This is a genomic window from Nostoc sp. (assembly GCF_036917435.1).
In the GTDB taxonomy this organism is placed as follows: domain Bacteria; phylum Cyanobacteriota; class Cyanobacteriia; order Cyanobacteriales; family Nostocaceae; genus Nostoc.
This window is the reverse complement of sequence record NZ_JBALDM010000056.1, coordinates 79,861-102,246: the sequence shown is the minus strand read 5'-3', so window position 1 is coordinate 102,246 and position 22,386 is coordinate 79,861. Positions and strand designations below refer to the sequence as shown.

Here is a 22,386-nt window from a genome sequence, read left to right as displayed (position 1 = left end):
TTCCGATTATATAATAATCTGAATAGAAATATTGTTTTGAACTGCTAGCCCTAGTAATTTTGCTTGTATATTGACAAGCAAGAATTGACTAAGTATTAAGTGAAACCCTGATTGATTAAGCATCACTGACTATCAAATGTAGTCTCAATGCTTACTAGATTTGTTTTTTATATTTTAAATCACTCATAATTAATTGTTAATTTGATACTTGAATCAATCAGGCTTCAACTTAATTTTGCCACCTTGTTTACTTAAGCCTCGCTCTCCATTTCCGAATCGCATTAGCAGTTCTGGCGACTGGTGGTATATATACATCAGGAGTTTCATTGAAAGCTGCGGTAAACTCCATCCCCTTGTTGGTGGTGAGGGATAGCCGCCCTGATACTTGGGGCATTGGGCATTGGGCATTGGGCATTAGAGGCTCTTCCCTATGCCCAAAAACTCTATCCCCTTGTGGGTGGAATTTTTCATTATTTAATTTTTGGCTAGTTAGACAGTTAGCTAAAGTAGGGAAATAACTTGCATAACTTAAAGCTTTGATAACTTCTTCGGCAGTCTTAAACCGATCTTCTAACGTAACCTTCACCATTTTCGCTAAAATCTGGGCAAAACTATCGGTAATATTTAATTCTTTTTGCCAGCATATCTCACCAGTATTTGGGTGGTAGTCAAATTCTAAAGGACTTTTAGCAGTCAACATATAAATACAAGTTACACCCAGTGCATAAATATCACTGGCATAAACTGGACAAAGAGAAAACTGTTCTGGTGGCGCAAATCCTCTAGTTCCAATAAAGTTGGTATTTAGAGTCATTGAGTTTTCACAACTATTAGCTAATTGCTCTTTCACCGCACCAAAATCAATCAGTACTATCCGCCTGTCATACTCACACCGCAATAAATTCTGAGGCTTAATATCCCGATGAATCACATGATGTTTATGAAGATACTCTAATACTGGTAATAATTCTTGTAAAAACTGTTTAACTGAGGCTTCACTTTTTGGCCCACCTCGCCGCACTTCCTGGGACAAAGTTAAACCCGGTATGTATTCTTGAATTAAAAAGAACTCCCCATTTGCCTGAAAATAGTCTAATAGCATGGGAATTTGCGAATGACTACCGAGTTGAGCCAAGGTTCTTGCTTCTTTTTCAAAACGCGCACATGCCTTTTCCCAACTTTTGGGACTAGTCACTTTCGGACATAGCTGTTTAATGACACACAGGGGATTCCCAGGTAATACGGCATCTTTAGCTAAAAAGGTGACACCAAAACCACCTCTACCTAAAATTTGCAATATTTCATAGCGATCGCGAAATAGCTTCTTCAAACCACACATCTGACCAAGTTGAGTTTGCTGTGAAATGCTCTCTTGAGAATTCGTTATTTTCTGAGAAAAGCGATTCATTAGTATAAGATATCTTGCTTTGAAATGTCTCTAATCTTACGACGAATATTCCTGGACAACAGTAAGATTACTGGAACTTTACTAAATCATCATTACTTTTATGATGACTTACGCAAAAAGATACTGAAAGCCTTGATTTCACGTAGGGGTAATTCATGAATTACCCCTACACTTCTTGATACGTAAGTAGGGGCAATTCATCTAGACGCAAAGCGGCTTCCCACAGAGTATTAGTATTGCCCCTACCAGTAGGCATTGAAATCCGAATCGTCATCACACCAAGGGTATTGAATTCTAAGGCACTTCAATAGGAATCAAAGCATTTTCTGGCAAGTAATTGCAAAAACGCCCTTCATCTGCAAGTACCAAAATCAGGCGCAGAGGATAATCTGGGGGAACCTGCAAGTCTGCCCACGGCACAGACAACTCTAAACAACTATTTATTGCTACTTGAGCGCGACTGAAACGAGGCTGCCATTGATAATTGTCTCCAGCTTCTCGAAACTGAATCGATTGCGTTAGCAAATTAATTTCCAGAAGATGGTGAAAAAGATAATTAAGTGGGGCTGCATCTGGTAAATCTGCCAAAGGAACTGGGCTATTAACCATTGTTTTTTCTGGATAGAACCACAGCAAATTCAATTCTGCTGGAAAATCCTGTCCTGGTGCAGCGCCACTTTTAAAGTCCAGCCGTAAATAGAAATTGAGGTGATCCACCCCATACCAAAGTCGCTGGATGACACTGCTATTGTGCATCGTTCCCCGCGCCCCACCGATTTCTATACGTCCGGCTTTATCCCAATCTTGCTCATCACCTTTACCATCGATGACGGGATGAATAAATCCTTGTGGGGTCTGGTTTGTCTGTGCTTCGTGGATTTCCACTGGTTGCTTGAGATAGGGCGGCACAGGTTCATTTAATGCTTTATAAATGCCAAATAGGTGTTCTCGAAATAACTGGTCAAAAATGGCATCTTGATTTGAAGAGTGTCCTGCACCAAACCACCAAAACCAGTCTGAACCCTCTGCGGCATATAGTGCTTCCCATGCTTCTGGGTTGTTTTCTTCCGTCGCTTCGGGATGACTTGCCAGCATTTCCCTAGCTGCTGTCAGGTAATCCCAAGCGCGATTTTTGGCGCGATCGCCGATCCAGGTGGTGAAGCTGCCATCCACCCAAGAACCACTATGTAGTTGCCCTCCGGGAATGGTGGCTGTGGGGGGAAATTCTTCTAGAAATTCGGAGACGGTGACGAGTTTGAGATGGGGTTCATCGCTCAAGCTTTGATATAAAGCTTCTAAGAAGGGTTTGCCGTCTTGGGGATAAAATTCCCAGCAATTCTCCCCATCTAAGGCGATGGTAACTAGCCAAGGTTGATCGCTTTGACTGTCTCTCTGCATTTTGGCGATCGCTTGCAAATGTCCCACTAAGTCTGCTGCTGCCTTTTTTGCGGGCATTGCACTGTAAGTAAAGCCAATCAAATCTGATAATCTGTGGTCACGAAACACAATTGACAAATCACCTTCTGCGGTTTGCAGGCGATATGGTTGGTACAAAAGTTCTGGCTGCTGTACATTCCCTGCGCCATCTCGATGAAAAAAGTGTTTCAGCGTCCACCCTAAGACGGCTTCATCTGAGCATATCCACTTAAATCCTTGGTTAATAATATGTGGAAGGATTGCCGGACTTACTGACTGTTCCGAAGGCCACAAACCACGAGGGATTTGTCCAAAGCGGTCTTGATAAAAGTTCCAAGCTTTCCGCAAGTGACGGGGAATATCTTCTTCCCACTGAAAGCGTTGATTAGGTAGCGTCATATTTGGCACAGCTACCCGACCGGAGTTAGTATCAGCTAGCAAGGGTAAAATTGGGTGAGTGTAAGGCGTGGTAGTAACTTCTAACTGCCCCGACTCCTGCATTTTTCGGTGTTGGGGGATAATGCGGCTGAGGATTTCTCGCTGTTTAGAATAAATGCGCTGGCGATCGCTTAAAGTAAAATTTCGACCCTGCTTTAACCAAGTCGCAATTTCCGGGTCATCCCAAAACAGAGGATCGATCCAAGCCAAATTGTGCCAAGCTAGCAAATCACTATAATCTGGCAATTCCCAATTTGCTAAACACCAAGCTTGCCCCTTATCTTGCCTTTGCTGATACAACTCACTATAGCGAGGATGAGGATCAATCAGCGTATGGTGATTGGCATCAAAAAAGTGTTGGATAATAAATTCGCGCTGTTGCTGGGTGAGTTGTTCATCCGGTGTCAAACAGGCTGTGAGGTAAGGGTCAAAAGCAGTCCCAGCAATATAATCTTCGAGTTGTAATATCAGCGATGGAACTAAATTCACCGTTTGGTGTAACTTAGGATACCGCTCTAAGAGCAATACCAAATCCAAATAATCTTTAGTCCCATGTAAACGTACCCAAGGTAGACGATACTGCTGACTCGGAGATGTCGAAACGTCACTACCAGGAGATTTATACAGAGGTTGATGTTGATGCCAGACAAAAGCGATGTAAAGAGGATGGGACATAGCGAGTAACTAGGGGTTAGGAAATGGGGATTAGGTATTAATGATAAATTATGAATGAAAAAATCCATTCTTTCCCAGTCCCCAATCTCCAGTCCCCAGTCCCTAGACTACTTGTTCAATTTCCGCAATTTCAGGAATCATTTCTTTTAGGCGGCGTTCAATACCCATTCTCAGCGTCATTGCAGAACTGGGACAAGAACCACAAGCACCTTGCAGGCGCAGTTTTACAACAGGCCCATCGAGTTCTACGAGTTCCACATTGCCGCCATCAGACATGAGATAAGGGCGCATTTCATCTAAGACTGTTTCAACGTTGTCAATTGTGAGTTCCATAGTTTTAGACCTGCTAAGTTAATGATTGGCATTGGGAATTGGGCATTGGGCATTGGGCATTGAATAATAATCATTCTTGTGCCATCTGCGCTCTTACTCGTTAACTATTATCCAAAATTTTATTTTCCACGTTGTCTAAACAGAGTTTTCGTGTGAGCCTCCTACTTTACTTTAGCTTTTACGTTCTGCTTTGCAGTCTGACGGAAGACAGGATTTAACGCTCCTCAGTACACGTCACCGTAAAAAGGGGTCAAAAATCTATTTTTTGTAAATTTGAGTAGAGCAAAGCAAAACCCAACATTTAGGCGTTTGTTGTATTTTGTTCATCAACCCAGCCCATAATTATACAATTTTGCGGACTAGGAACAGAATTCTTCCCAATGCCCAATGCCCAATGCCCAATGCCCAATGCCCAATGCCCAATTCCCAATTCCCAATGACTCATTCACCACTATTTATTGAGTCACTATCACTAGATGAAACCATAACTGGCTGTTGATATAGTGGCACTGTAAATGTGACTGTTGAACCAAGTCCTTCACCCAGACTATAAAAATGTACCTCGCCGCCCATTGCCTCTACTAGCTTCTGGGATATTGCCAGTCCTAAACCAGTGCCACCATACTGGCGAGTGCGGGAGCCATCTACCTGAGAGAATAATTGAAACAGTTTATCTTGTTTATCCAAAGAAACACCGATGCCAGTGTCTGCGACACGGACTCTCACCATACCAGGAAATTCTTGACCTTGAAAGTTTGGTTTCGATTTTTTGAGTACTAAATCGGCGCTGACGGTAACACCACCTTCATGAGTAAATTTGATGGCATTACCTAGCAAATTGAGCATAACTTGTAGCAACCGTTGGTAGTTGCTTTGGACAATGATTTCATCGGAGGTAGCAGGCATTTGCATCCGAAAGCTGAGGTTTCTCATTTCTGCTTGGGGACGCATGAAACTTTCTACATCGCTGAATAGCTCATTTAGCTTGACTGGAGCATAAGCTAGCTCCATTTTGCCAGCTTCGATTTTAGCAATGTCCAAAATATCGTTGATGATATTTAGGAGATGTATCGATAAGTGATGAGCTTCTGACAAAAATTGGTTTTGTTCTTCTGGATCATCTGCCATCCCTTCCAAAATGAGCTTTAAAAAGCCAATCATACCGTTGAGGGGGGTACGAATTTCATGGGAGACATTAGCCAGAAACTCGCTTTTGAGGCGTGAAGCTTCTTCGGCTCTTTGACGTGCGACTTCTAATTCTTCATATAAAGTAGCATGTGCGATCGCAGTTCCCAGCTGATCTGCTGCTTCTTTTGCTAGCTCTAATTCCGATTCTGATAATGTGTAGCATTCATCTTGCCAATTCAAAGCAACCAATCCATTAGCTTGATCTTGATAGCAAGTCGCAACCACCAAAGTTTTCTGTCGCCCAGACTCCTTGTATCCAGACACTTCCATCACAACTGGTTCTAGAGTTGTCAAAGCCTGAGCAAAGGCAGGCTCAGAAGCTATATCTATTTCCAAGCCAAGCATTGATTTGAGTTCTAGCTGGCGATATTCAGCTTTCACCTCTACTTTTGAGCTAGAAGGCTGATAAGTACAAATAATACAGCGCTCTAGCCGCAGTGCTTTACCTAAACTGTCAACTGTTTGCTGCCAAATAATATTTAAATCTAATGTCCGGCGAATATTTCTGGTAATGCGAGTTACCAATTTCTGGTGTTGCTGTGAACGTAAAGCCGCCTCTATTTGGGTAGGCGTTTTTGATGCCACACACACTTGTTTTTTGTTGAGTGTCGCTTGCACTAAGCGTCCCATCACTAAAACTGTAGTGGCATTTGTTCCCAAACTCGGCATTACCGGACTAATCACTAAGTCCAACTCAAATAATTCCTGGTGGTAGCTAAACCAACACTGAAACCTTTCTGGCACTAAACTTGTCAAAATTCGGTGCAATCGTTCCAAATAATTAACCTTATCCACTGGGACAAAGGTTTGCGTCTGGTTCAACTCGTCAACTATTTTTTCGGTATTTAACCCCAGAAGTTCGCTGTGCTGCCAATAAAAGGTCAGATAGCGCCCTGCCCCATCTTGTGTATAAACCAACTCGGCTCCGAGAGTTGGTAATGAGCCATCAGTCTTACTGGTAATAGATTCCAGATTTTGGGAAAATACATTAGGCAATTGAGAATTGGCAGTAATAGTCATTAATTGAGTTGGATAGACAAAGGATATCCGACCGTAATTTTACTAAAGCTGCTCAAATTTATGCATAAATTTTTACAGCTTTTTTGTTTTTATTGAGTATTTCTTGGTGTTCTGAAATTCAGCTTGGCAAACTTCACCTTCTTTAACTTGCATTGACAAATGATTGACAAACGACTGATGGAATCTAATCGTTCCATTCACCGCGAGGAGGAACGGGTGTACGCACAGGGGTGCGTGTTAGTTCGTCATCTCTAAGGATTTCACCACGCAACCACTGGCGAATTGCTACTTCAATCACTTTACTTGGATCGTTGGTGAGATGCTGAATTTGCTCTAGTAACTCGGAGTCCAGGCGGACGGCAATTTCTACCTTATCGGCTCGTGTGTTTTCCGCATCGGTAGTTCTCTCTTGCATATTCATAGGTTTGATATACTCTGAATTGGTTTTGTCTAAAGCTTTGTAAAGTAGTTATATCGATCATTTGGGCTAATTCACTGAAAAATCTTCAAGGGGGACAGTTAAATAGTTCCCCGAAATAGCACCAAAGTAACGGCTTTAAGTTTTAAATCGCATTTTTCATATAACTGACTAGACAATGGCTCTAGAATTTTTGCGGACAAATCAGCGATCTTGGCTAATTACGGGTCGCAATTGTCCAAGATACTTACATGATCCCTACATGTACTTATTTACATTTATTGTACGCTCCTAGCTGTTGAATACTAGCAGCGACAAATAGACTTTCATAATATTCTTAAAAGTCCACCTATTTAGATCGAAAGTTAAAGATAAGGTGAAGAGGGGGATTGGGAATTGAGCATTGGGAATTGGGAATTGGGAAGAATTCTTCCCAATTCCCTAGTCTCCAGTCTCCAATACCCGCTAAAAGCAAAGAGCTTCTTGGCTAATAAAGCATTAAAATACATTAAGTAAATTGCTCTTTTAACTTTGGTTGCTGCTAAGGCAAAGATAGTATATGACTGACGTTCCCGCAGTTCGCATTCGCAATTTTTGTATTATTGCTCACATCGACCACGGGAAATCAACCCTCGCCGATCGCTTGCTACAAGCTACTGGCACTGTTGAAGACCGGCAGATGAAGGAACAGTTTCTCGACAACATGGATCTGGAACGGGAGCGCGGCATTACGATTAAGCTGCAAGCTGCCCGGATGAATTACACAGCGAAAGATGGTCAGCAGTATGTGCTGAATCTAATTGATACTCCGGGACACGTGGATTTCTCTTATGAAGTCTCCCGCTCTCTTGTTGCTTGTGAAGGAGCGCTATTAGTCGTAGATGCGTCTCAAGGTGTGGAGGCGCAAACTTTGGCAAATGTCTATTTAGCCTTAGAGAGTAACCTGGAAATTATCCCGGTTTTGAATAAAATTGATTTGCCTGGGGCTGAACCAGAACGGGTAATTGGCGAAATTGAAGAAATTATCGGTTTAGATTGCAGTGGTGCGATTCTGGCTTCTGCTAAAGAAGGAATTGGTATTGATCAGATTTTAGAAGCCGTTGTCGAGCGGATACCGCCACCGCCCAATACCATAAATGAACGCTTACGCGCGTTAATATTTGATAGCTATTACGACAGTTACCGGGGAGTGATTGTGTATTTCCGGGTGATGGATGGCACTGTCAAAAAAGGCGATCGCATCCATTTAATGGCATCCGGTAAAGAATTTGAAATTGATGAGTTAGGTGTCCTTTCTCCGACTCAAAAGCAAGTTGAAGAACTGCACGCCGGGGAAGTAGGCTATTTGGGAGCGTCAATTAGAGCCGTGGCTGATGCACGGGTAGGAGACACAATTACCCTCAGTAAGGCGAAAGCGGAGACACCATTACCAGGTTACGCAGAAGCGAACCCGATGGTTTTTTGCGGGATGTTCCCCATTGATGCTGACCAATTTGAAGATTTGCGGGAAGCCTTAGAAAAGCTGGAACTCAACGACGCAGCGCTGCACTACGAACCAGAAACTTCCAGCGCTATGGGGTTTGGCTTCCGTTGCGGGTTCTTGGGTTTGCTGCACATGGAAATTGTCCAGGAACGCCTAGAGCGAGAGTATAATCTCGATTTGATCATTACGGCCCCCTCAGTGGTTTATAAGGTGATTACCCTCAAAGGAGAAGAACTGTACATTGATAATCCTAGCCGCCTGCCTTCTCCCAACGATCGCGAAAGAATTGAAGAACCCTACGTCAAAGTAGAGATGATTACGCCGGAAACTTATGTCGGCAGCTTGATGGAGTTGTCACAAAATCGCCGTGGCATCTTCAAGGATATGAAATATCTCACCCAAGGACGAACCACACTTACTTATGAGCTTCCCTTAGCGGAAGTTGTAACTGACTTTTTCGATCAAATGAAGTCGCGATCGCGCGGCTACGCCAGTATGGAATATCACATCATTGGCTACCGTGAAAATCCTCTGGTGAAGCTGGATATCATGATTAACGGCGATCCTGTGGATTCCTTGGCGATGATTGTCCATCGAGACAAAGCTTACAACGTCGGGCGGGCAATGGCAGAAAAACTCAAGGAACTAATTCCCCGCCATCAATTTAAAGTCCCAATTCAGGCATCTATTGGCAGTAAAGTTATCGCCAGCGAACATATCCCTGCTTTGCGGAAAGATGTCTTAGCCAAGTGCTACGGTGGTGACATAAGTCGGAAGAAAAAACTTTTGCAGAAGCAAGCAAAAGGTAAAAAGCGGATGAAATCTGTCGGAACTGTGGATGTACCCCAGGAAGCTTTTATGGCAGTACTGCGCTTGGATCAAAGTTGATTCAATTAGTGTGTAATCCTCAGAGATAATTGACGGCTTGCGGCTATATCTCAACCTGAAACAACAGAAAAAACCTGACCCCTCATCTGATTTTTCACGGTAAGTAGGTAGGCGTAATTAAATATAAGATCAAACCTCACCCTCAATCCCTCTCCTTAGTAAGGAGAGGGAAGCCGGAGGCAGGGTTTTATATTTAATTTGACCCACTTAGGAATATTTTCATCGGAATTTAGCCAAGAGGTTGCTTTTCATCACATTGACGTGAATACTGTAATTCCAAATCATTTTGCCGTTCCCTACCTCCTCTAGGCACAACGGGACAAAGCTTACTGTTCGCGCTCATGCAATCCATGTGTGGCGTTTTAGCACAAACTACGAGTAGTCCACCCAGAACAAATAACAAACCACAAATTGCAAGTGTATTAACCCAATAAATTTCCAGCGCACCATGAACTACTATTTCTCGCAGTAAAGATACAATTGTTACCTCAACTGCGACTCCTACAGAAATACTATGTTCTTGCAAATAGACCATTAATAGTCGGAATAACTCGACTAAAATCAACACAAATAGTATCTTTGCAGTCACATGTTTATAGTCTAGTGGCTGGATGAGGGCGATCGCTATTCCCCACAATTGGATCAGCATGACGGCGAATAAACCTAAACACAAAACAATCACAATTAGGTCTTGAAAGGCTTCCATGTTGCGAACAATTGAGTGCCGATCAAGCCAGCGATCGCTAAATAAAAATCGACTTTTCTGGCGCTTTTGCATGTAGGTTCCATTCCAATCGGGACAAGTTCAGACCACACCAGCGAGTCAACCCAATAGTTTTATGTTATAGAATATTAAGTTTTTGTGCCTCCGCGAGGTTGGTAATTTATCAGTCATTAGTCATGGGTTTTAGACAAATGACTATTCATTTTAAATTTTGTGCTTGTTGCAACAATTCCTCGGCATTTTTCGCCCATTGAGGATTACCCTGAGCTTTGTATAAATCTCTAGCGAATTGCAATACTTGTATTGCATCTCCATATTGCTGTAACTGTATAAAAGCTAATCCTGCACCATAATAAGCATTAGGATAGTTAGAGTTAGCTTCGGCTGATTTTCTAAAAGCCTCTAATGCTTCTTGTGATTTGCGTTGCTGAAACCAAATGGAACCAAGATTGTAGTAAGCTTCTGGATATTTTGGATTAATTTTTACTGCCTGATTAAAGGCATCTCTTGCTTGATCTAGTTTACCTTGGTGGAGATAACACATGCCTATATGGTAAGGAGGTTCTGGTGCATTTTTGCTATATTCTATGGCTTTTTTAAAAGATGCGATCGCTTTCTCGCAATCTCCTTGCTGTTCTCGTACCAACCCCAAGTTATAGTGAGCAAATCCTAATTTTGGATCGAGTTCTAGCGATCGCTGCAAATAATCGTTAGCTAACTGTAAATTATTGCCTTCTAACAGCGCACCACCTAAATTAGCAAAAGCTGGAGCAAATTTCGGATCGGCTTGCGTTGCTCGATAAAATGCGTCCGCAGAGGGTTGTAATTGTCCCGTTTGTCGGTATGCTAACCCTAAATTATAGTACGCTGGTGCTAATGTCGGATCTAATTTGGCTGCTTGTTTAAAGGCTGCGATCGCATCTTGTACTTTTCCCGCCTGAATTGCCTGTAAACCTCGGTTCAAGTAGTCTATGGCGGTTTTACCATCAGATTGTGCCAGCTTTGAGGGGAAAGAGGGAGAAAGGGAAAAAGATGGCGATGGAATACTAACAACTAACAAAGTCAAACTTACTAACCCTGCTATGGGATATTTAGAAAATGATAATCTCATTGATTTTCTGATTCGCAACACTTTCAGTTAAATTTACTTCATAAAAAGTTATTTACAAAAATTTTAGATTCGCTATTAAACTTTGCTGAGATTAACTTTTATTAAGATAAATCTTACTACAGGCTACATTTTTTTTACTTCCGATTAAAAGAAGGATAATAAAAAATTAAAGAAGGGGTAGTTTTGACTCCAGAGAACCATTTTTTATTAAATAGAATTCAGGAGTCAGGAGTAGTAATTCCGAATGAGGGGAGAAACGATTGGCAAAGCTGGGATAATTTCTCTGCATACTTGCCACAAGCAGAGATGCAAAATTTTATTGTAGAGTTGCGATCGCTTACTCTTGGTGTTGGTTCCTTCCACTGGGAATATGACCATTTGCAGGAAGTACCGGAAAAGCTTGCTGAACGTGTCATTCACAGCAATGGCAATGGTGGTAACGGCAACGGTAATAAATGATTTTGGATTTGAGATTATTCTTAAAATCTGAGCAACATCACCATAGTCAGCTTTTTTGATTTGCGATCGTTAAAAACCATAAATCCCCAATTTCTTGACATCCTCACCGACCTAAAGGCGCTCTTAAGAAGGAGTAATGAGTAATAAGTAATAAGTAATGAGTAAATACCCATTTTTCATCCACTCATTACTCCTTACTCATTACTTTAAAGCATTGCGTGAAGCACGGGGCTTTAGACCCAATTCTTTGGTAAAAGCGATCGGGGATCTGTTTTATCAATGGTGTTAAGTAAGTGGGTCAAATTAAATATAAAACCTCACCCTGCCTCCGGCTTCCCTCTCCTTACTAAGGAGAGGGATTGAGGGTGAGGTTTGATCTTATTAGGACTTACGCAAAACTACACGCGGTAGGGGCAATTCATGAATTGCCCCTACCAGAAACTCAAGGTTTAGGCTATTTTTTGCGTAAGTCCTGCTTATATTTAATTATGTCTACCTACTTATTGACGAATTCATGAGGACTAGCCAACAGCCCAAGTCTAAGCACTTGGGATGACTCGACAGATGAACGCACAACTGCTTGATGTACCACCAGGTATTCTCAGGTTGGCATAGTCGCCGCTTAGTTGAACATGTGAAGGTGGTTGGTGTAGGGTTGCACAGCATCTTTGAACTGCGGCTTGATACTCTCGCCATTGCTTACGGATTGCAAAACTTGCGGCATCGTTACCTAAATCTGAAAATCTTAGCCCAGCCCGAATTAGCCAAGATTCTACATCAGTTGTTTCACCCAGTATTTCTGGAATGGAATTAATCTTTTCCATGAGTAATATCTTTTATGCATATTTAAAATTCGTTATTTCACTTTAAGAGAAACTATTGATAACAGCCAAATATAATTGGTTATCATAATCATAAATAAAAATGATTAAAAAATTTGTCATATCTGAGTGTGGATGCTCAGATATGACAGAACGAATTACTATTAGGGCTGGTAAACATCATTGCTTTAGTTTGCGAATAAGCTGTTTCCTAGCTCGTAATAACTAGAAACGATAGCCTAATCCAGCTTGGAAGCTGACGGCATCAGCATCACTATTTCTGTAGGCATCAATTCCCCATTTAGTATCACCATAAGCAATGACATTCTTGCTAACTTCTGATTCAATACCAAGGGTGACTACAGGTGAATTCTGATTGCCCAGTGGGGTTTTTTGACCTTCCTCAGTTACAAAAGAATAACCACCACCGAAGTAAACGTTAGTATTTTTAGCGATCGCCGCATCGTAAGTCACGATGGGCATAATTGCGGCAGCATCACCACCATACAGCGCAGAACCGCGCAGTGAAATAGGTGTCTTCGGAACGGCGTATCGTCCTTGAATATTACCGCCAATTTGTGACTCATCGTTTCCTTGTCCGCCACTGGTTGCACCAACTGCAATCCCAGCACCAATATAATTACCGTTTGTACCGGCTGTTTGAGCAGAAGCAATTCCTGCCGAGAGGACAATGGAAGCAATAGCAAGTGCAGAGGCAGCTAATTTTGTAAGTTTCATAGAATTCTTCTCACCAGAGTTAGGTAAAATCAATGTTCTCTAGTACTAGAATCTCTTTTTTTACAAAATGTAACCTCGCACATCTGGTTCACCCAAGTGGCTGAATTATTTCTCACCCACTTGGTTAGTTACTTCTTCAAAAAGCGCTGACGTAGACGAGATATAAAAATATTCACCTCTGGTATTTTCATCCCGAAAGCGATCGCAGCAAACACCGTAATCCCTACGAAACCAGATATGCACAACTGCAACACCAAAATTAATAAACCCGTTTTGCCTAGCAATTGTTGACAACCAAGCAAAGTCCCATAGCTTGCTAGCCCAGCTACCACGCTACCAGCAGCCAAACCCAAAATCGGTAAACCCCACTCACGCCAAGGTAAACCATTGAGTTTGCGATCGAGTAACCACAACAGCATCAACATTGAGCTACAGTTTACACCCACTGTTGCCAACACCAAACCGGGAGCGCCAAAAGGTTCCACAAAAAACCAATCTAGTACAGCATTGAGCAAGATGTTATAAATACTGATGCGAAAAGGTGTCTGTCCATCGCCTAAAGCGTAGAATACGCGCACCAAAACATCACGTCCCAAATACACAAACATCCCAATTCCATAAGCAACTAGCAAGGATGAAACTAGCTTTGTAGCTTCCGGCTTGAAAGCACCGCGCTCATATACCACCTGTACAATAGGTACTGATAATGCCACCATCAGCGCCCCTAACGGTAGCATGGTGAAGGCAGTGAGTAAAAGTCCTTGGCGAATGCGTGATTTTAACTCTGGCCAATTTTCTGGGCCAGCAAGTCTGGCAAATATCGGTAACAGGGGCAGTAAAATGATATTAGAAATAATCCCTAACGGAGTTTGGACTAATAGATTCGCATAGTTAAATCCTGCCGCAGCACCAGGGATAGGACTGGCGAAATAAAGATCAGTGGCAACATTAATTGGCATCATTCCAGAGGAAACTGTCGCCGGAGTCATAATTTTAATGACTTCTTGAACGCCTGGGGATTTAAAATCAAACCGCAGGCGTAATGTGCCTAATCCTAAACGCCACTGGACAATTAGTTGCACTAACCATTGGAGAATTGCTCCTGCCAAAGTTCCCCAAGCTAAGACCATTCCACCAATTAAAGCGTTTTCCGGTTTAATAATATCCTTACCCAGTTGCATCGCTAAGAAACCAAGACCGCCAACAACAGTAATACTTGATAATAAAGGACTAATGGAGAGTAACCAATATTGATTGGCGGTATTGAGAGTACCGAAGCCGATGCCAATTAAACCGGCAAATAAAGCCATCGGTGCCATAATGCGGAGTTGTTGAATGGCGATCGCTCTGGTTGTCTCTTCCAAACCATGACCGACTATATCAACGATCGCATCCGCAAATAAAACTTGAGCAACTGTCACCAACAACAGCATTCCAGCCACCAGTGTTGTCACAGTTTCCACTAGGGGAGCCGCTTCTTCTCGCCGCCGCTTGGCTAAAACGCTGACAACTGCACTGTGTAATGGCCCATTGACACCACCGAGTAATATCAATAGAAAACCAGGGATAATATAGGCGTAGCTATAGGCGGTAGCAGCAGCACCAACACCAAAAGCCGCAGCGATCGCTTGCTGCCGCACTAAACCGAAGACTTTACTAATTAATGTGGCTGCGGCAACAATGCCAGCAATTCCAGCGAAAGAACGAGAGGGTTTTTGGTCTTGTTGTGTCACGAATAATACCCGACAACTCTTGCAGAGTGCATACTTTAAAACATTTAACCTGAAATTCCGTAGTCTGTCAGGTAAATTTTGGCAAATCAGTCATTAGTTTATAGTCTGATGGCAATCATTTTAAGTGCGATGCCTGCGGGGAGCTAAACTAAATTACTGCGATCGCAATGTAAAATCAATAAAATTAGCTCTTAGCACGGGTTTCAGCCCTGACTACAAACCTTAAATTATTGATGTCTTTTATTGTGTACAAGCCAAAATTATTTTTTAACCCATTACGAGGATAGTTCAATAAAGGGGAACTATAACAATAACCATCTTCTGGGAAATAGTTGAACGCTGTAAAAATTTGCAGTTTGTCATATTTTTGACTCATGAAGTTTGGTATGAGGAATTCTTGCATAAAAACGACAAAATCCAGAGCAATGGAACAAAATTCAAATTTCACAGAAAATCAACTTCAAGAGCAACTAGAGCAACAAAAGGCTCTGGCGAGTGTAATTGGAAGAATTCGGGAGTCTCTTGACCTAGAAACGATTTTTCAAACTACCGTTACACAAGTGCGTCAGTTGCTAAATGCCGATCGTGTAGCAGTCTTCCAATTTGACTTGGAAAAAGATTGGGAAGGAGAATTTGTTTCTGAGGATGTTGCCCTTGGCTGGGACTCAGCATTGGCAGTAAAAGTTTACGACCACTGTTTTGAGCAAAAATTTGCTTCTAGTTATCAACAAGGTCAAATACAAGCAGTTGCAGATATTTACAAAGCGGGACTGAGTGATTGTCATATCGCATTTTTGAGTAAATTTCAGATCAAGGCCAACCTCATTGTCCCTTTATCGCGCCAGAAGGAACTGTGGGGGTTGCTTTGCATTCATCAGTGCAGTGAGGCTCGTAACTGGAAAGAATCGGAAATTGAATTTATTCGTCAAATTGCTGACCATCTTGTTGTTGCCATTCAACAAGCGAAGCATCTTCACGAAGTCCAATTACAAGCCGCAAAATTGGCTCAAGTGGTTCAACGTGACCAAGTAATTGCTCAGATTGTCGATAAAATACGCTCACCCCTTAATATTGAAACCATCTTTAAAACAACAACTCAAGAAATACGTCAGTTACTGCAAGCCGATCGAGTTGCCATCTTTAGCTTTAATGCCGATTGGAGTGGTAACTTTCTTGCTGAATCATTTGCTGAAGGTTGGACTCCGTTGGTTGGCATTCAGCCTGCGATCGCTGATACTTATTTACAACAGACGCAAGGCGGGCGTTATGTTAACAACGAGACATTTACAGCCAATGACATTTATCAAGCCGGATTAACAGACTGTCATGTAACCCTGTTGGAGCAATTCCAGGCAAAAGCTTTTGCAACTGCTCCTATTCTTCAAGGAGATCAACTTTGGGGAGTCATTGCTGCTTACCAAAATACTTCACGCAGACAGTGGCAATCTTATGAAGTCGAATCATTGACCAAAATTGGTACACAAATTGGTGTGGCACTGCGACACCATAAGTTGCTGGCACACGCTCAGTACCAAGCAGAGCAACAAAAGACATTAACTAGCGTGATTACTCGAATTCGAGAGTCTCTAGATTTAGATACAATCTTCCAAACTACTGTCACCGAGGCTCGGAAAATGTTGCAAGCAGACCGAGTGACAGTCTTTCGTTTTGATCCTCAAAAAGATTGGGAAGGAGAATTTATTTCTGAGGATTTTGTCCCTGAGTGTAAATCGGTAATGGCAGAAAAAGTTTATGATTATTGCTTCGGGGAAAACTTTGCACCCCTTTACGCTCAAGGTCGAGTAAATGCGATCGCTGATATTTATCAAGCCAAGTTTCCAGGATGCTACGTCCAAATCCTAGAAAAATTTCAAGTGCGGGCAAATATGGTTGCACCTCTATTAAAAAAAGGTGAACTTTGGGGATTACTGTGTATTCACCAATGTACTGCTCCTCGTTATTGGCAACCCTCTGAAATTGAATTTACTAGTCAAATAGCCGAGCAATTGGGAGTCGCATTAAAACAGGATTCTTATTTAAAACAAGTTCAAATACAGGTTGTTCAGTTAGCAGAAGCTACTGAACGTGAGAAAGCAATGGAACGGCAAGAATTGCTAGCTGCAACCATTGATAAAATCCGCCAGTCACTCGATATTAAGACTATTTTTAGAACCACTACTCAAGCTGTGCGAGAATTGCTCGAAGTCGAGCGAGTTGCAATCTACCGCTTCAACGCAGATTGGAGCGGTAAGTTTGTGGCAGATTCCTTTAAGGATGGTTGGAAACCTGTTGCACAAGCCCAACCAATGATTATAAAAACTTTTGAAGATACAGAAGATGATAACAAACTTCCTCGCAACGAAACTTTCGTTCCCATTCGACAAGGCGAGAAATTATGGGGATTATTAGTTGCGTATCAAAATTCGCAACCGCGTTATTGGAAAGAGGAAGAAATAAATTTACTAGCTCAAGTAGCTGTGCAATTTGGAATTGCGATTCAGCAAGCAGAATTACTCGAACAAACCAAACGTCAAACATCAGAACTAACTCAAGCCCTGCAAGAATTAAAACAAACTCAAACTAGGTTAATTCAGGGTGAAAAAATGGCAGGCTTAGGGCAACTACTTGCTGGAGTCGCTCATGAGATCAATAATCCTGTAAGTTTTATTTTTGGCAATCTCATCCATTTAAATGAATATACTCAAGAACTACTAAAGGTAGTGAAACTTTACCGTCAAAATTCCTCCCTATCGTCAACTGTCCAAAAGCAAATTGACAAGACTGATTTAGACTTTCTCATCGAAGATTTACCAAAAACCCTTGAATCGATGAAAGTAGGAACAGAGCGAATTTGTGAGATTGTGCTATCATTGCGAAACTTTTCTCGTACAGATGAGGCTGAATTGAAAGCAGTAGACATTCATGAAGGATTGGATAGTACTTTGCTAATTTTAGGGCATCGGCTCAAAAATAATAATGAACGCCCAGCTATTGAGATTATTAAAGAATATGCTACTTTCCCTTTGCTCGAATGCTATCCCGCGCAACTAAATCAAGTGTTTATGAATCTTCTTAGTAACAGTATTGATGCATTGGAGGAAAAATTTAAAACTATACAGCAAAAGTATTTGCAGTTATCCCAAAGGTGTCCTAGAATACCTTTGACTATCTGGATTAGTACGCAAGCGGTTAATAACCAGATTGTAATTAGAATAGCTGATAATGGTTTGGGGATTCCAGAAGAAGTGCGATCGCACATGTTTGATCCCTTCTTTACTACCAAAGCACCAGGTAAAGGTACGGGCTTAGGATTGTCTATTAGTCATCAAATAGTAGTTGAAAAACATCATGGACAAATTAGATGCTCGTCTAAACCTGGAGAAGGAACAGAATTTTTGATTGAAATTCCCAGTAGTAATTAGAGGTGACTAGTCTTTGATAATTATCACTCATTATTAAGTATGGGACTGAGGAACGATACAGATTTAATTCATACTTTCACATTCTTTGAGAACCAAGTCACGTTAAAGACATTTCCGGCTAAGAGCAATGGTGTCTCAAAAGTTTTGGAATTAGTTTGGTAACGTATGAAGTCATAGAAAAAAATAGCTAATAGCCCCATTTACTCCTTAGTTATTAATATACTGATTGTGAGTGTACTAGGATGCAAAGGTAGGTGTTATCTCCCAGTTAAAATTTATAATATGGGTCAAGAGGTTTGCTAATTTTGTCTATCTTTGTTCAAAGTTCAGTATTCATCCGTCATTTTATCAAACTTGCATCTGTGAATGTTCTTTCAAATCTAATGGTTCCGTTAGCAGGGCTAATAGATGTAATATTTTTAGGGCATTTAACGGAGATTCGTCATTTAGCAGGTGTTGCACTAGCAACAATTTTATTCAATTACATTTATTGGACATTCGGCTTCTTACGCATGGGTACAACTGGAATGGTTGCACAGGCGATAGGACGTAAAGATAACCAATCAGCAGTAGTAATTGGTTTACAGCATGGAATCTTAGCACTGATATTAGGACTCGTAATTCTGATATTTCAACAACCTTTACAAATGTTAGGATTTGCGATTCTAAGTGCTACACCAGAAGTTAAAAGTTCGGGAGTTGATTTCTATAATGCTTTAGTATGGGGTGCTCCAGCAACATTGATTAACTTTGTCTTGATTGGCTGGTTTTTGGGACAAGCACAAAGTAGTAAAGTGTTGTTGCTTTCAGCCATTAGTAATTTTGCCAATGTACTACTTGATTATCTATTTATTGTTCGGTGGGGATGGTCAAGTAGAGGCGCTGGGTTAGCAACAGCCACTAGTCAGTATCTCATGCTAATAGTAGGTACTTTGCTATATTGTCAAACAATTTCATTCAAGCAAATACGAGCTTTAATCGGGGAATTATTTGACTTCTCTGCTTTAAAATCAGCTTTAATGCTGAATGGAGAAATTATTATTCGGACTTTCGTTTTAATTTCGACAATGGCGATGTTTAGCAACCTCAGTTCAATGTTAGGAACTGAAATTCTGGCGGCAAATACCCTTCTGATGCAAGTGGTGAGCTTGGCAGCATATTTCATTGATGGCTTGGCATTCGCTACTGAGAGCTTGGCAGGGATTTATCAAGGTAGTGGAAATATTACTTCTTTAAAGCAACTGTTACAAACTTCTGTAGTCAGTAGCTTGGTTATAGGATTAATGTTTGCTACTGCATTTATTTTTGCCCCAGAATCATTGTTAAGATTGCTGACCAATCATACTGAAATTATCAATAATTTGCGCTCTTATATTCCTTGGTTGTTACCAGTTTTAGGTTTTGGCTCGGTCGCTTATGCGCTAGACGGTTATTTTCTAGGGTTGACTCAAGGTCAGATACTTCGTCAAGCAATGCTTACAGCCACTATAATCGGTTTTATTCCATCAGCAATTATAGCTTGGTATTTCCATAATAGCCATTTACTATGGCTATCAATGTCTTTATTTATGGCAGCAAGAACAATAACTTTGGCATTGTGCGTACCAAAAACATTAAGTAAAAAACAGGGATGTCATACGTCACAAAGAGATTAAATACGGTTATTTTTAGGATAAATTGAGATGAATTTCAAGCTTTACACTTAACTAAATGGCTTAACAGCGCTATTGACGAAGAAATCTTTCACCTATAGAAAACTTACAACACCCTGGCGATTTCTAGCTCTGGATTTGGCGGCACAATGCCCCTGTCGCAATTGTGCAAGGGGATAAAGTTTTTCCTGTGATGCCACAAAAGAAGGGAAGCAGTAACTTCCCTTCTACTCTTTATCGAGCTAGTAGTCTGTCAATAAATAATTGATGGATAAATTCCCTGTAGAGACGGCGATTTATCGCGTCTCTCTAACCGTCAAAATGAATTTGACAGACTACTAGTGTATTAAGTGCTAATCCTTAACTGAGAGTGATTTCTTATCGATAGTCATACTCATGTCTGGAGCGCCATTCCCGTTTCTCATGTTCTCTACGTTGCCATTCACGGCGCTCACGTTCTTCGCGTTCTCTACGTTGCCATGCCAGCCTCCTTTGTTCTCGTTCGCGCCACTCATGTTGGTGATTATTTCCCAAAATTACTTCTACTTGAGCAGATGCACGCTCTGCTAAAACACTTGAAGTTAGTAAAACGCCTAACAAACAAGATGAGATAATTCTTTTCATGTTCATAAAGAGATACCTTTGATTGAACCAGAAATCTATAGTTTTAGACTTCTTTCTTCCACAAAAGGTTCAATTAGGGGAGACGCTTTCAAACAATACTAGCCGTGTTCTTAATTACTCGTTATGTGGCGTGCTTCTGGATTGTGCTTCATACATACAGCGTATTGCAGGTAAATGAAGTACACGGGTAGGGGCACAACATGTTGTGCCTCTACGATGATCTGTACCTCACCAAGTTGCAATCTGCTGTATATAGTAATAAATTACCAAATTTTAAAAAACTTTTCCCAGTCCCCAGTCCCCAGTCCCCAGTATTGAGTCCCAAAGCGGCGAGGAGTTGAACCTTTTTCCCATTCGTTCGGTCTAATAAATACCAGCAACGAAACGGATAGAGGAGAACGCCTCAAGTGTTAGTTGTGCCAGCCGAGGTTTCAAGAGCAAATCAATTGATTGGTGAATCAGAAAGCGAATCTGACAGTTATCTAGTAAAGCAGAGCCTACGGGGTGACACCCAAAGCTACGGTCAGCTTTACCGTCGCCATCAGCAAAGAGTAAGGTCAATCCTTTACAAACTCTGTACTCCTGCCAGCCTGGATGATGTGGTGCAGGAAGTGTTTCTCCTAGCCTGGAAAGGATTGCCCAAGTTTCGCCAAACAGCAAAATTTTCTACCTGGCTGTACCGAATCGCTTGGAACGTGGCTTATGACCAGCGACAGGCAGATGTTAAAAGACGAACTCAATTACAGATTCTGACTGAAAAAGCTCCTACCCAACAGGAAGCCCCAGAGTTGATGAATCTGCATTATCAAGACCTTGTGCAACGGGGACTAGCAAACCTAAGTTTTGACCATCGCACGATATTGGTTTTGCATGATTTGGAAGAAGTACCTCAAAAAGAGATCGCACAAATCCTAGATATTCCCTTGGGAACAGTCAAATCACGTCTATTCCATGCTCGTGCTGCCATGCGTCAATTTCTCCAAAACCAAGGAGTACAGCTATGACTCAGCCACCCGATGATGATTCTGACCTAATTAATTTTTTGCGCCAACATCGCCAAGAAATTCCGCCAGCCTCGCCGGATTTAGAACAACAAATTTTACAACAGGTGAAAGCTTATCCTTTACCACCCTTACGTCACTATTCAAGGTTGAGCTTAGTTATACCTGCTCTCGCTGCTGGATTAGTAGCTGCTATAGTTGGCTACCGTGCCTTTATACCCGCTCAACCGAGTCCGGCTGAACTTGCCACATTGCAAAATTTTATTGAAAGTAATTGGCAAGGTACAGTCAGTAACCAACATCTGGAAAGTGATGTATGGCATTTTACAGACTTAGATACTGAATAGGAGATCGCTTTCATGTTAATCCGTCGTGTTTCCATTTTGGCGATCGCAATGATTGCCGTTAGTAGCACTATTGCTCTGGCCAAGCCAACTTTACTTGCACGCCAAATCATTGCCCAAACCCCCACAAGTGTACCTCGTCCAAATCCTGGTAAATCAGGGGGATGGCTCAAGGATTTGAATTTGACATCCCAGCAACTGCAAAAGATTAAGGAAATTCGTAATCAATCTAAACAGCAGATAACCCAAAAATCCCAAGAGATACGTCAAGGACAACAGGAATTACATGACTTGATAGCAGGGACAGCTACTAAAGAGCAAGTCCGGGGTAAATATAACCAAATTAAGCTTGTAAAGCAACAGCTTGCTGATACCCAATTTGAAAATACCCTTGCTATCCGAGAAATCTTGAACCCAGAGCAACGGCAGAAATTTGCCGAACGTATGTATAAGAAAAATCCTTCACCTCCAGCACGGCAAAATTAACTTT

Annotated in this window: 18 protein-coding genes and 1 pseudogene; 7 read left to right on the top strand and 12 right to left on the bottom strand. The window is 41.6% G+C overall.

What is annotated here, in order from left to right; translation table 11 throughout:
* Positions 1 to 247: 247 nt before the first annotated feature.
* The 6 genes from V7K98_RS27005 to V7K98_RS26980 all read right to left on the bottom strand — a co-directional run bounded on the left by V7K98_RS27005 (position 248) and on the right by V7K98_RS26980 (position 6,899).
* Positions 248 to 1,408: a serine/threonine-protein kinase gene (locus V7K98_RS27005; protein ID WP_335027575.1), complete on the bottom strand. Its 1,161-nt coding sequence runs from the start codon at positions 1,406 to 1,408 to the stop codon at positions 248 to 250.
* A gap of 294 nt (positions 1,409 to 1,702) precedes the next feature.
* Positions 1,703 to 3,937: a glycoside hydrolase gene (locus tag V7K98_RS27000; RefSeq protein WP_335027572.1), complete on the bottom strand. Its 2,235-nt coding sequence runs from the start codon at positions 3,935 to 3,937 to the stop codon at positions 1,703 to 1,705.
* 102 nt (positions 3,938 to 4,039) lie between these two features.
* On the bottom strand, positions 4,040 to 4,270 hold the full coding sequence (locus tag V7K98_RS26995; RefSeq protein ID WP_012408256.1) for a NifU family protein: 231 nt from the start codon (positions 4,268 to 4,270) through the stop codon (positions 4,040 to 4,042).
* 301 nt (positions 4,271 to 4,571) lie between these two features.
* Positions 4,572 to 4,715, bottom strand: coding sequence for a hypothetical protein (locus V7K98_RS26990; protein WP_335027570.1), 144 nt, complete (start codon positions 4,713 to 4,715; stop codon positions 4,572 to 4,574).
* Positions 4,712 to 6,478, bottom strand: coding sequence for a sensor histidine kinase (locus V7K98_RS26985; RefSeq protein WP_335027568.1), 1,767 nt, complete (start codon positions 6,476 to 6,478; stop codon positions 4,712 to 4,714). The genes V7K98_RS26990 and V7K98_RS26985 overlap by 4 nt, the downstream gene beginning before the upstream one ends.
* A gap of 184 nt (positions 6,479 to 6,662) precedes the next feature.
* Positions 6,663 to 6,899 carry a hypothetical protein gene (locus V7K98_RS26980; RefSeq protein WP_335027566.1) on the bottom strand — a complete coding sequence of 79 codons (237 nt, stop codon included), beginning with the start codon at positions 6,897 to 6,899 and terminating at the stop codon, positions 6,663 to 6,665.
* A 556-nt stretch (positions 6,900 to 7,455) separates the two neighbouring features.
* Between V7K98_RS26980 and lepA the strand changes: the two genes are divergently transcribed.
* Entirely contained in the window at positions 7,456 to 9,267 is a 1,812-nt protein-coding gene (gene lepA / locus V7K98_RS26975) for a translation elongation factor 4 (RefSeq protein WP_335027564.1), read from the top strand.
* Positions 9,268 to 9,496: 229 nt separating this feature from the next.
* Here lepA and V7K98_RS26970 read toward each other — a convergent pair whose 3' ends face one another.
* Together V7K98_RS26970 and V7K98_RS26965 are read right to left on the bottom strand one after the other, a co-directional pair.
* Complete coding sequence (locus V7K98_RS26970) at positions 9,497 to 10,045, bottom strand: phosphate-starvation-inducible PsiE family protein (protein ID WP_335027562.1); 549 nt, start codon at positions 10,043 to 10,045, stop codon at positions 9,497 to 9,499.
* A 145-nt stretch (positions 10,046 to 10,190) separates the two neighbouring features.
* Positions 10,191 to 11,102 (bottom strand): tetratricopeptide repeat protein, encoded by a 912-nt coding sequence (locus tag V7K98_RS26965; protein WP_335027559.1) that lies wholly within the window; start codon positions 11,100 to 11,102, stop codon positions 10,191 to 10,193.
* Positions 11,103 to 11,345: 243 nt separating this feature from the next.
* Here V7K98_RS26965 and V7K98_RS26960 point away from each other — a divergent pair.
* Positions 11,346 to 11,561: pseudogene (locus tag V7K98_RS26960) on the top strand (elongation factor G); the annotation flags it as partial.
* Positions 11,562 to 12,100: 539 nt separating this feature from the next.
* Here V7K98_RS26960 and V7K98_RS26955 read toward each other — a convergent pair.
* The 3 genes from V7K98_RS26955 to murJ all read right to left on the bottom strand — a co-directional run bounded on the left by V7K98_RS26955 (position 12,101) and on the right by murJ (position 14,853).
* Positions 12,101 to 12,385 (bottom strand): hypothetical protein, encoded by a 285-nt coding sequence (locus tag V7K98_RS26955; protein WP_335027557.1) that lies wholly within the window; start codon positions 12,383 to 12,385, stop codon positions 12,101 to 12,103.
* 222 nt (positions 12,386 to 12,607) lie between these two features.
* Entirely contained in the window at positions 12,608 to 13,120 is a 513-nt protein-coding gene (locus V7K98_RS26950) for an outer membrane beta-barrel protein (protein WP_335027555.1), read from the bottom strand.
* 128 nt (positions 13,121 to 13,248) lie between these two features.
* Positions 13,249 to 14,853, bottom strand: a complete 1,605-nt coding sequence (murJ, locus tag V7K98_RS26945) for a murein biosynthesis integral membrane protein MurJ (protein WP_335027553.1) — start codon at positions 14,851 to 14,853, stop codon at positions 13,249 to 13,251.
* Positions 14,854 to 15,278: 425 nt separating this feature from the next.
* On the opposite strand from murJ, the gene V7K98_RS26940 reads away from it, so the two are divergent.
* Positions 15,279 to 18,275 carry a GAF domain-containing sensor histidine kinase gene (locus V7K98_RS26940; protein WP_335027551.1) on the top strand — a complete coding sequence of 999 codons (2,997 nt, stop codon included), beginning with the start codon at positions 15,279 to 15,281 and terminating at the stop codon, positions 18,273 to 18,275.
* A gap of 305 nt (positions 18,276 to 18,580) precedes the next feature.
* The gene (gene gntT / locus V7K98_RS26935; RefSeq protein ID WP_335027549.1) at positions 18,581 to 19,930 is read left to right on the top strand and encodes a guanitoxin biosynthesis MATE family efflux transporter GntT; all 1,350 of its coding nucleotides are present in this window, start codon (positions 18,581 to 18,583) and stop codon (positions 19,928 to 19,930) included.
* Between the two features lie 375 nt (positions 19,931 to 20,305).
* On the opposite strand, the gene V7K98_RS26930 is transcribed toward gntT, so the two are convergent.
* A complete protein-coding gene (locus V7K98_RS26930) occupies positions 20,306 to 20,557 on the bottom strand; it encodes a hypothetical protein (RefSeq protein ID WP_335027546.1) in 252 nt (83 codons plus the stop codon).
* Positions 20,558 to 20,958: 401 nt separating this feature from the next.
* Between V7K98_RS26930 and V7K98_RS26925 the strand changes: the two genes are divergently transcribed.
* Genes V7K98_RS26925 through V7K98_RS26915 form a run of 3 tightly spaced genes read left to right on the top strand, consistent with a single transcriptional unit; the run spans position 20,959 to position 22,382 of the window.
* The gene (locus tag V7K98_RS26925) at positions 20,959 to 21,555 is read left to right on the top strand and encodes a sigma-70 family RNA polymerase sigma factor (protein WP_335027544.1); all 597 of its coding nucleotides are present in this window, start codon (positions 20,959 to 20,961) and stop codon (positions 21,553 to 21,555) included.
* Entirely contained in the window at positions 21,552 to 21,899 is a 348-nt protein-coding gene (locus V7K98_RS26920) for a hypothetical protein (protein ID WP_335027542.1), read from the top strand. The genes V7K98_RS26925 and V7K98_RS26920 overlap by 4 nt, the downstream gene beginning before the upstream one ends.
* A gap of 12 nt (positions 21,900 to 21,911) precedes the next feature.
* Positions 21,912 to 22,382 carry a Spy/CpxP family protein refolding chaperone gene (locus tag V7K98_RS26915; protein WP_335027540.1) on the top strand — a complete coding sequence of 157 codons (471 nt, stop codon included), beginning with the start codon at positions 21,912 to 21,914 and terminating at the stop codon, positions 22,380 to 22,382.
* Positions 22,383 to 22,386 lie beyond the last annotated feature (4 nt).